This is a genomic window from Chryseobacterium limigenitum (genome assembly GCF_900114875.1).
GTDB lineage: Bacteria > Bacteroidota > Bacteroidia > Flavobacteriales > Weeksellaceae > Chryseobacterium > Chryseobacterium limigenitum.
In genome coordinates this window covers 121,045-130,162 of the sequence record NZ_FPKW01000012.1, presented here as the reverse complement: position 1 = coordinate 130,162, position 9,118 = coordinate 121,045, and the positions used below count along the sequence as shown (strand labels likewise).

Annotated in this window: 8 protein-coding genes and 1 tRNA gene; all 9 read right to left on the bottom strand. The window is 32.2% G+C overall.

The window, feature by feature from the left end; translation table 11 throughout:
- Positions 1 to 214: 214 nt before the first annotated feature.
- Positions 215 to 808 carry a hypothetical protein gene (locus BT156_RS14785; protein WP_139255488.1) on the bottom strand — a complete coding sequence of 198 codons (594 nt, stop codon included), beginning with the start codon at positions 806 to 808 and terminating at the stop codon, positions 215 to 217.
- A 503-nt stretch (positions 809 to 1,311) separates the two neighbouring features.
- The gene (locus BT156_RS14780; RefSeq protein ID WP_072411153.1) at positions 1,312 to 2,757 is read right to left on the bottom strand and encodes a hypothetical protein; all 1,446 of its coding nucleotides are present in this window, start codon (positions 2,755 to 2,757) and stop codon (positions 1,312 to 1,314) included.
- Between the two features lie 690 nt (positions 2,758 to 3,447).
- Positions 3,448 to 3,810, bottom strand: a complete 363-nt coding sequence (locus tag BT156_RS22155) for a hypothetical protein (RefSeq protein ID WP_072411151.1) — start codon at positions 3,808 to 3,810, stop codon at positions 3,448 to 3,450.
- Positions 3,811 to 4,376: 566 nt separating this feature from the next.
- Positions 4,377 to 4,452: transfer RNA gene (locus tag BT156_RS14770), tRNA-His, on the bottom strand.
- Positions 4,453 to 4,487: 35 nt separating this feature from the next.
- On the bottom strand, positions 4,488 to 5,207 hold the full coding sequence (bshB1, locus tag BT156_RS14765) for a bacillithiol biosynthesis deacetylase BshB1 (protein ID WP_072411150.1): 720 nt from the start codon (positions 5,205 to 5,207) through the stop codon (positions 4,488 to 4,490).
- Between the two features lie 164 nt (positions 5,208 to 5,371).
- Complete coding sequence (locus BT156_RS14760) at positions 5,372 to 7,024, bottom strand: tetratricopeptide repeat protein (RefSeq protein ID WP_072411148.1); 1,653 nt, start codon at positions 7,022 to 7,024, stop codon at positions 5,372 to 5,374.
- Positions 7,025 to 7,114: 90 nt separating this feature from the next.
- Positions 7,115 to 7,987, bottom strand: coding sequence for a PstS family phosphate ABC transporter substrate-binding protein (locus BT156_RS14755; protein ID WP_072411146.1), 873 nt, complete (start codon positions 7,985 to 7,987; stop codon positions 7,115 to 7,117).
- Positions 7,977 to 8,174, bottom strand: a complete 198-nt coding sequence (locus BT156_RS14750) for a C4-dicarboxylate ABC transporter (protein WP_170857323.1) — start codon at positions 8,172 to 8,174, stop codon at positions 7,977 to 7,979. Before BT156_RS14750 ends, BT156_RS14755 begins: the two co-directional genes overlap by 11 nt.
- Positions 8,175 to 8,253: 79 nt before the next feature.
- Positions 8,254 to 9,096, bottom strand: a complete 843-nt coding sequence (locus BT156_RS14745) for an energy transducer TonB (RefSeq protein WP_072411145.1) — start codon at positions 9,094 to 9,096, stop codon at positions 8,254 to 8,256.
- Between the last annotated feature and the right edge of the window lie 22 nt (positions 9,097 to 9,118).

Below are 9,118 nucleotides of genomic sequence, written 5' to 3'. Positions count from 1 at the left end.
AGGAGCAATAACCCCATCTAATTTTAAAGTATTTGATGGATCTCCCACAATATCCAAAGTAGCTTGGGGATCAGGAGTATTAATACCCACTTGCCCATTTATTATTGCACTAAGCAGAAGTGCAAAAAATATAGAAAATAGTTTTTTACTATTCATTTTTTTATTTTTATAATTAAATAAGAATGACCGCTATAAGTCATTATCTAAGATTCCTCTAAAGGATAATATGAAGTATAAAGAAGGGAGGAGGACGTGTAAAATTTCTTTTAATTAACAGTAGTAAAGCCCTCCCCCATATATAGGAAATGTGTTTTTTAAGGATCATCAGAAAAATAAAAGAAACAATAATGCAATAGAAAGCAGCTTTAGCAAATGCCTTTTTTTTGAAATTGTCAATAGTAGTAATAGATATAGTAAAGAACTGATTATCAATTATATTGCACTTTATCTGACCAGATAAGTAAGAAGTTTTAACCGAAATATTGCTTTTGGAAATTTTGACAAATCGAGTTTCGCTTTTCTTTTTATCTCTTTTCGTTTTCTCTTTTTTATATGGTTTTGCTTTCTCTTTTTTAGGAATAGAATTCTTAACGTAAACTTGTTGACGATTTGTGACAACGGTATTATCTGCAATATAAAACTCCGGGTTGTTGGCAGGATATCCACCTACAGAATCTTTTAAAGAAGAAGTATATACAAGGGAACTTCCAAAAATAAACTGAGAAAGCAACATAAAGCACATCAAAATCATCTTACTATTAAATAATAAGGATAATGAATTGCTTTTAATCTCTAATTGCGCGTTCACAATAAATTTTTTTTTTAATTAAAATTATTAACCCAATTATAAAGGTCAACATCAGATGGAATGTTAAGTTTTTTCCTTAGCCTTCTTTTTTTCATTTGAATCGTTTCGGGAGCAACGCAAACTAATTCCACAATTTCTTTAGTACAAAAATTTAAGTTTAGATAGGTCAAAAACTGAACATCACTATTTGAAACATCGGGATAGGTATGAAGTATGGCCTCCCGAAAAGTATTCCCATTGATTTTTTTTCATCATTGTGTTCCATAACTAAAATACTTTGGTTTCTTAAATTTGTGTTATAAAAAATTCTTGATCCAAAGTAATAACAATCTTTACAAAAAGTACAAAAAAACACATTCTACATAGCTTTTCTCCAACCATAAACAACTGTAAATCAGACAATAAATTTACAAATCAACAAGAATGAAATAAAAAAGCCATACAGAAAGTATGGCCAGTATATCAATAGAATTATCTTAAATTTTATTACATGAATGAAAGATTTATTGCAAATTTTTCATCCAGATGTAAATGTCTACATCGGGTGGAATATTAATTTTTTTTCTTAATCTGTATTTTCTCATTTGTACACTCGTAGGAGTTACGAAAGTATATCTTGCAATATCTTTTGTAGAAAAGTTAAGGTATAAATAAGCACAAAATATTAATTCTGAGTTTTGAATATTTGGATTTATTTTAATAATTTCTTGGCAAAATTCAGGATATATTTCCTGGAAGCGAACCAAAAAAATAGGCGAATTTTCTTTTGCAAGCAAAACCAATTCTTCAAATGAATCATTTACTTTAGATTCTAATTCTTCTTTTTCTTGTAATATATTTCTTTTCTCAATATTTTTTCGTTTAATATATTTTCTTAAATATACTAAACCAGAAGTGGAAAATAAAACAAAAAGGATTATAAGAACCGTCAAAAATTTTAACTTTTTAGTCTTTCCTTCAATGTTGTCTTCTTTTTCTCCAATTATATTTAAATATGATTTTTTTATATTCTTTTGGTCAATTTGATCAATACTATCTCTTATTTTATTATAAATAGTTAAATCTTTAAAAGCTTGTACAGTGTCTTTTAATTTTCCAGTAATTTTAGACTTAACATCATAACCCGCCTTTATTTGTTCCAAATTTTGCTCATTAGTTACTTCCTTAAGAAGTAAATCATTAGCTACTTTTGCTTTTAATAATTGATTGTACGTAAAATAAATATATGGTAAGTGCTGATAGGCAACAGAATTTTCAGTAGTTTTCTCAACATTTTTAGGAATAAATGTTGATGCTTTTTTTAAATAATATGCGGATGAATCTTTTCTTCCCTGAACAGATTGTAGAATAGCCATGGCGGTTGTTGCTTTTGATAAAAGAATCATCATATTATCATCACGATATTGCATATTACTTAAATCTTTGTATATTTTAAAGAAATAATAGTAAGAGGAATCTATATTATTTTTGTTTTTCCATAAAATACTTGCCATATCATTATAAGCAATATTTTTTTGATAAATAGCTGTTTTTTTATCCGCGATTATTTCAGCTAACTGAGCCATTTTTTTATATTGTTTAATTGCATCGTCGTTCATTTCAAGTCTCGCAAAATTTTGTCCCAGCAACTGAAAAGCTATTACCTGATGATTATAATCTATTTGTGACAAATCTTGCTGCAATGCTAATTGGGCAAATTTTATACTGCTATAAAAATCCCCTTCAAAATAAAAACAATAACTTTTTCTATAATAACCGTGAAAAACTCCTTTTGGATAATCAATTTTGATTGAAGCCTGTATTATATCATCTAATAATTTCACAGACTCTTTTCTTTTTCCACTATTGATAAGGCCTCTTGTTACTTCTAAATTCTCATCAATCTCTTTTCTAGTTTGTGCAATGAAAAGGTTATAAAAAAGAAGGAAAATAATAAATATATTTCTCATAGATCCTCAGGTATTCTATAAATGTCTTTTATTTACTAAGTTTGTTGAATTGTTACTTTCAAACTCAATCTCACCTAAGCTCTCCCAAGCAGTATCAATCTAAAATGGTGAAATTTTATCAAAAAATTATAGAAATATTTTCTAGATTTTAACTGATACCTCTCGTCACCATATCAAACCAATCACAAATGACTATCAGTACATTACAATAATTTAAAAAGCCTTCCAAGGCTCAAAACATTTGAATTTTGGATTTAAAAATTCGAACTATATTCTAAAAATATATCCGGAGATTATTTTAAATCAATTCCTTTTGCTAATTTCTTAAATACGATTATCATTTCTTCATTATCACAAAACATATTTAGAGGATAATCTATTTTCGGTAAGATATCTTCCTTCCCAGGTTGTTGGTTACATATTTACTTTGAAATATTAATCCATGCAAAAATATAAAAAAGTATCATACCAACATTAAAAAAACATTTTGCTATCTGATTTTGGACGACTATAGTGGATGTACTCAATAATAGCTTCTTCTATAACTGAGAGTAAAGGAAGTTCAATATTCTCTTTGGTTTTATCTTGTTGGAAACAGATTAGGTTATGATCACAATCTATATTTCCAAATTGCAAAAAACAGATCTCGCTCGAACGTGGCCCTAAATGGGAGGCAAGAAGAAAAACCGCTTAATTCCTTTTGTTAACACATTTAGTCTTATTGATAAACTTTTCCATTTCACGAATCTCTTCGGAACAGTAAACGGATGGCAGTTTCTCTGGCTGTGATTTTCTTTTGATCTCTTGTAACATTGCGCTTCCGATCCGAAGCTTTGTTATGGAATTAGTATTAATCCCAACATTACCAGTTTGGGCACTGAAAAGCGATTCTAAAAATAAGGAGCCGCCCATAAGTGGAATTTTCGATTTCATATTAATACTTCTCAGATCACGCTCTCTCATCAGTTTGGCAACAAAAGGGCAAGAAGCTCTTATTCCTTTTGATTCCAGTTCCCTTACAATTTGGGGCTTCCATATCTTCCACGGCTCCAATGATAGATACTGAAGATCTCCGCAGATAAAACAGCTCTTCTTTCTGATTGCATAGTAAAAAACACTTCTTAAACTTATAATGCAACATCTGTTGTGCTAGTTAACGTAACCCGAGGAAAACGAGCATTTGGAATTGATAAATAAAACTTTAGACAACAAAGTATTCCCAAAAGCGAGATTGAACAGCAAAAAATAGTGACTGTATAGTTAAATTTGAATAAAATGTCATATTCTAAAAATTCATTAAATTGAAAATCAATGAATTAATAAAGTTTATATATGTCAAATTATTTCGGTTTACTATAGTAAGTCTCGAACCACAATTCTTATAAATTTTTAATCTCTCTCAATCCCTTTTTAATAAGGGGATTTCTCGTTTTTATAAGAGAAATTTTATGCGATTTTCCCTCTGCGGTTCGATATTGAACAAAAAAAAACACTAAAAAAATCAGCAATATCGAACCGCTTTTTTGCGATTTTTTGTTTTTGTAAGTATTTGATAAATAAAGAGATACAGAGTTTATTTAAAGCGAAATCCCGCTTAAAAAAGCGGGATGACCTATGATGGGTGAATGAGGGGTCTCGAACCCCCGACCTCCGGAACCACAATCCGGCGCTCTAACCAACTGAGCTACAATCACCGTTTTGGTGGTGCAAATATAAGAAAGATTTTTTAATTACAAAATAATTCCTTCAAAATTTTTCAACGCAATCAGCTTCTCAGTCGTAAATCCCTCAGCATAAGCAACTCCCGACAACCTACCTAAATCCTGTGCACGGTACGTTAAACTCTCGTAGAAGTCTTTTGATGTAATCGGAGTCTCAGGTTCCTTAGAAGTTGGGTCATAAAACTGAGTTTTGAAAGCCATACAAGCTTCAATCTTCTTATCAAGATGCTCAGAAATGTCAATTACAAATTCCGGTTTGATATTTTTCCACTGAATATAATTGAAAATATGCTTTGGTCTCCACACCTCTTGATTTTCCCCGTCTTCTGAAGTTTCAATTTTTCTTAAGCCCGATAAAAAGCATGCATCCGACACTAATTTCGCTCCTTTTGCGTGGTCTGGATGTCTATCATCAATCGCATTCGCTAAAACGATTTCTGGTCGGTATTTGCGAATCATTTTTACGATCATTAACTGATATTCTTCAGAATTGACAAGAAAGCCATCTTTCATTCCTAAATTTTCTCTGGCAGAAACTCCCAAAACCTTTGCAGAATTTCCGGCTTCAATTCTTCTTGTTTCATCTGTACCTCTGGTTCCCATTTCGCCTTTCGTTAAATCAACGATAACGCATGTTTTACCTTCCGAAATTAATTTGGCAATTGTTCCGCCACAGCCCAACTCAACATCATCAGGATGCGCCCCAAAAGCAAGTATATCTATTTTCATTTATTCTTTTTAATTTTAATTTGTCAGATGAACGCCCAATTATTACACTCTTGTTATCGAATTTTTAACCAATGCGTTTCATATTTTCAAATATAAGACTTAAAATAAAAACTTCCCAAACATTACGAATGGGAAGTTTTAATATCTATAATTTAAATTTTAAATTACTTGTTGATTTCTGCATTTAATTTTACAGCATCCTGATAAGTAGGATCAAGCTGTAAAGACTTAGCTACATAATCTTTTGCTTTTGCAGCATCAGAATCTTTATTCATGTAAGCAACTGCAAAGTAAGCATAAGCTAATGTTTGCTTGTTAGCTTCCATATCAGCAGGTTTTACGGTTGAGATAAATTTCTCATATGCAATTTTTGCTGCGTCATTATTTCCAGCTTGTTGGTAAGAATATCCTTGGCTGTAATACGCAGGAGCCCAATCAGGAAGAAGCGTACTCATTTTCTGCCATGTAAGGATTGCCCCGTTCCAGTTTTTAGCATCCTGATAAGCTGTTGCCAACTTAAATAATGAATCTGTATCCTGAGCATTAGCAGCAACTTTTTGCTTTAATCCTTCGATCGTTGGGTTTGTTGGCCCAGAATCGGCAGAACCTTGTGATACAGCACCACCTCCAGCGATCTTAGCAAGCTCCATATCCCACTTCAATGTTTCGTCTTTTGCACCTTTAGCAATTGCAACTTTTTGTTGAGCTTCATTCATTAACGCTGTTTTCTTAGCAGCATCTTTTTCGTCTTTAGCCAAACCAGCAGCGATTAGACCTTGTAAACCTTGATCAGCAGGCTGTACTCTAGACTTTTCAGCCTGAGAAACGAAACTGTCCATGCTTTGCTTAGCTTCAGCATATTTTCCGTCAGCATATAATTGATATGCTCTTAATTTAAATTTAATTGGATCATCAACTTTATCAAAGATCTTGTCTAAGATCATTTTAGAGTTTGCATAATCTTCATTAGTGAAATAGAGTTTAGCAATTTCTAATTGAGTATACGGATCTTCATCAGCATATTTTGTATAATTGATCAAATCCTGAGTTGCTTTCGCATTCTCCTGATATTTAATATTATAAGCAGCTAAAGCCTTGTAAGCAGGTGCATAAGTAGCATCTGTAGCAATTGCTTTATCTATACTTTCTTTTGCTTGTTTCCACTGTTGTGCAGCCATCCATAAAGTACCCATTCTTGTGTAAACAGACGCTTTATTTTTAGCAACAGGCAAAGCTTTATCGTAGGCTGTCATTGCATCACCAGGAATTCTTTTTAATCTGTAAGCATCTCCTAATGTATAGTAATAATGTGCAGGAACTTCCTTTTTAGCAGCTCTTTCAATAGCTTTATTTAAGAACTGAATAGCAAGATCCGGAGAGTTATTTTTTTCGAATAATGTTAAAGCTTCAGCGGCTCTGAACAATACTTCTGCATCTTTTTCTCTAGAATCAGTTACAATTTTCTGGATCTCAGCAATTGCATTTTTATCACCTTTCCCTAGTTTTACTGCAGCCAAACCTATTTTATTCAAATAACTTTTAGCATCTAGTGCAAGACCTTTATTGAAGCTTTCTGTTGCTTTTGCAAAATCCGGTTCACCTTGTCTTAAAAATGTATTTCCTAAGTAGAAATAATTTTCAGCGGTAGGTGCTTTAGCAATCATGTCAGTGAAATTAGTTTTTGCTTGAGCAAATTTATCACTGTCAATACTGTTAATACCATCTTGTACTGTCTGCGCAGAGGCAAAGTTGGCAAAAAATACCACGGCTGCCCCAAAAGCAATCTTCTTTACATTCATAATCATTATATCTTTCATTTTAATATATTCTAAACTGAGTTAATTCATACACAATTTTCAGACCAAAATAGTGTAATTATTTTAAGGAAAATGTTAATTTAATATTTTTTAACGCATTTGAACCTCTCTCTTGTAAATATTGTAGGGTTGTAATCCTTCCTTTTCTACGATCATCTGGCCAAGTTGAGTACAAGAATATCTTATAAATCCGTTTGCTATGTTAAAATTTCCTTCGTTTGTTAAAAAGTATAAAACTCTTGTAAATGGATATTTCATTTCGCGTAATCCAGCAGAATCTGCAGAATATAATTTTCCATTATTTTCAACAGGGAGAACTTTTACCAATTCTCTTAGTTTTTCAGAGGTTTTGTCATATGGTCTACTGAAAGTATTCAGACCGATAACTCCTATCTTATTGGGATATTTATTTAATTCTTCAATAATATTCTGACTTCCGGGAATTACTGAGAATTTTAAATCTTTTGGTTGTTTTTTAAGCTTCTGTGCCACAAAATTCAAGTTACTGGAATTTGTGCCATCGAAAATAAAGTCTTTATTCTCAGATTGCAGTCCGTTTCTAATTTCATCCATCGAAACACTTGTCTTTGGAGAGTTTATTGGAACAACAAAAACCACTGCATCAGCAGCAAATTTCGCAGGTAAGATTTTCATATCAACTTGCTCTTCAAAAGCTTTAACTTCTTCAGGAGAAAGCTCTTTAGACATTACAGCAATTCTTGCTTTACCTTGTAAGAGATCAAGAAAACCAAGATCTTCTTTTCTTGTTACGACTTTAATTTTTGTTTCAGGATAATTGATCATATATCCGTCAGCCAAGGCTTCAGTAACACTTTTAAAAGATTCATCGGTAAGAATCGTAAGGTCTCCTTTGTGATAAGACGGAGATTTATCTTCTTTTTTACAGCCTACAATAATAACACTAAAAACAAATAGCATTATAAGTTTAATACTATTCTTCATTTCCAGAATCTTTAATTTTTGAAACAGCTCTATATATTCTAAATATCCCGTAAAGGATAAGAAGACCGCCCATTGCATAAGCAATTGCCGGTTCTAAAGTTGTGAAAAAGAATTTGTAGTAAATAACTACACCTCCTAACACTATATAAAATAATCCTGTAATCAGGGATAACCAATTGAACATCATAAAACAAAAATACCAAAAAAAATAAAAAGAGAAGCTATAGCTTCTCTTTTTTAATTATTATTTAAAAATAATTTATTATTTACTCAGGCGGTTGCATTGCTAGAGGTAATCTATATCTGTAACGTACTGACTGACCATTTATTTTTGCAGGCGCCCACTTATTTTTAATAGACTTAACTGTTCTAACAGCTTCAGAATTAAAATCTGCATTCGAACCTGAAACCTTAACATCAGTAATACTTCCATCCCTTTCTACAACGAAAGTAATTTCACCTTTTACAACTCCGTCTGCACCTTCTATAGAAGATGTATCAAAGTTTTCACCAACCTTTTTTCTAAATGCATTGATTCCTCCTGGGAATTCTGCAGTTTGCTCAACCTCAGTATACACTTGAGTATCACTCACCTGAGGCTTCACTTCAGCTGTTGAAGTTTTTGTACCTGTAGATGGTGGTGGCGGAGGTGGAGTATAAGCCGGAGCTTTTACACCTTCCTGATTCTGTAGACCAGTTGTCGTTTCTAATTGCTTAGAAATTGGTGGTGGTGGAGTTTCGATTTTTGGAGCTCTTACCGGTTCTGGTACTACGTTCTGAATAACCTCAATCTTTTCCTCTTCTTTTGGCGGAGGTGGTGGAGGTGGTAATTCTTCTTTTGGCTGCTCTATAATTTTATCTTCCTGAAGAATCTCAACCAAATCTGCCTTCACTTCTTGTTTAGGTGGTTCAGTAAGTCTCTTAATTGTAAGATAAATAAACGGAGACAAAGCCGCAACTAGGAATAATGCCGTTCCAACAATAAAAGATTTTGTTAGAAGTCTTGGATACTGATGTCTAAGATCATAGGCACCATACGCCTTGTTTCTATTTTCAAATACAATCTCGTCTAAAGTAAGATTCTGACTGTATACATTTTCATCTGCCATAGATTTACAATTTTATGGTTAA

Coding starts and splice junctions, on each gene's coding strand:
- BT156_RS14780 (WP_072411153.1), bottom strand. CDS start 2,757: ATGAGAAATATATTTATTATTTTCCTTCTTTTTTATAACCTTTTCATT.
- BT156_RS14760 (WP_072411148.1), bottom strand. CDS start 7,024: ATGAAAGATATAATGATTATGAATGTAAAGAAGATTGCTTTTGGGGCA.
- BT156_RS14755 (WP_072411146.1), bottom strand. CDS start 7,987: ATGAAGAATAGTATTAAACTTATAATGCTATTTGTTTTTAGTGTTATT.
- bshB1 (WP_072411150.1), bottom strand. CDS start 5,207: ATGAAAATAGATATACTTGCTTTTGGGGCGCATCCTGATGATGTTGAG.
- BT156_RS14750 (WP_170857323.1), bottom strand. CDS start 8,174: ATGATGTTCAATTGGTTATCCCTGATTACAGGATTATTTTATATAGTG.
- BT156_RS14745 (WP_072411145.1), bottom strand. CDS start 9,096: ATGGCAGATGAAAATGTATACAGTCAGAATCTTACTTTAGACGAGATT.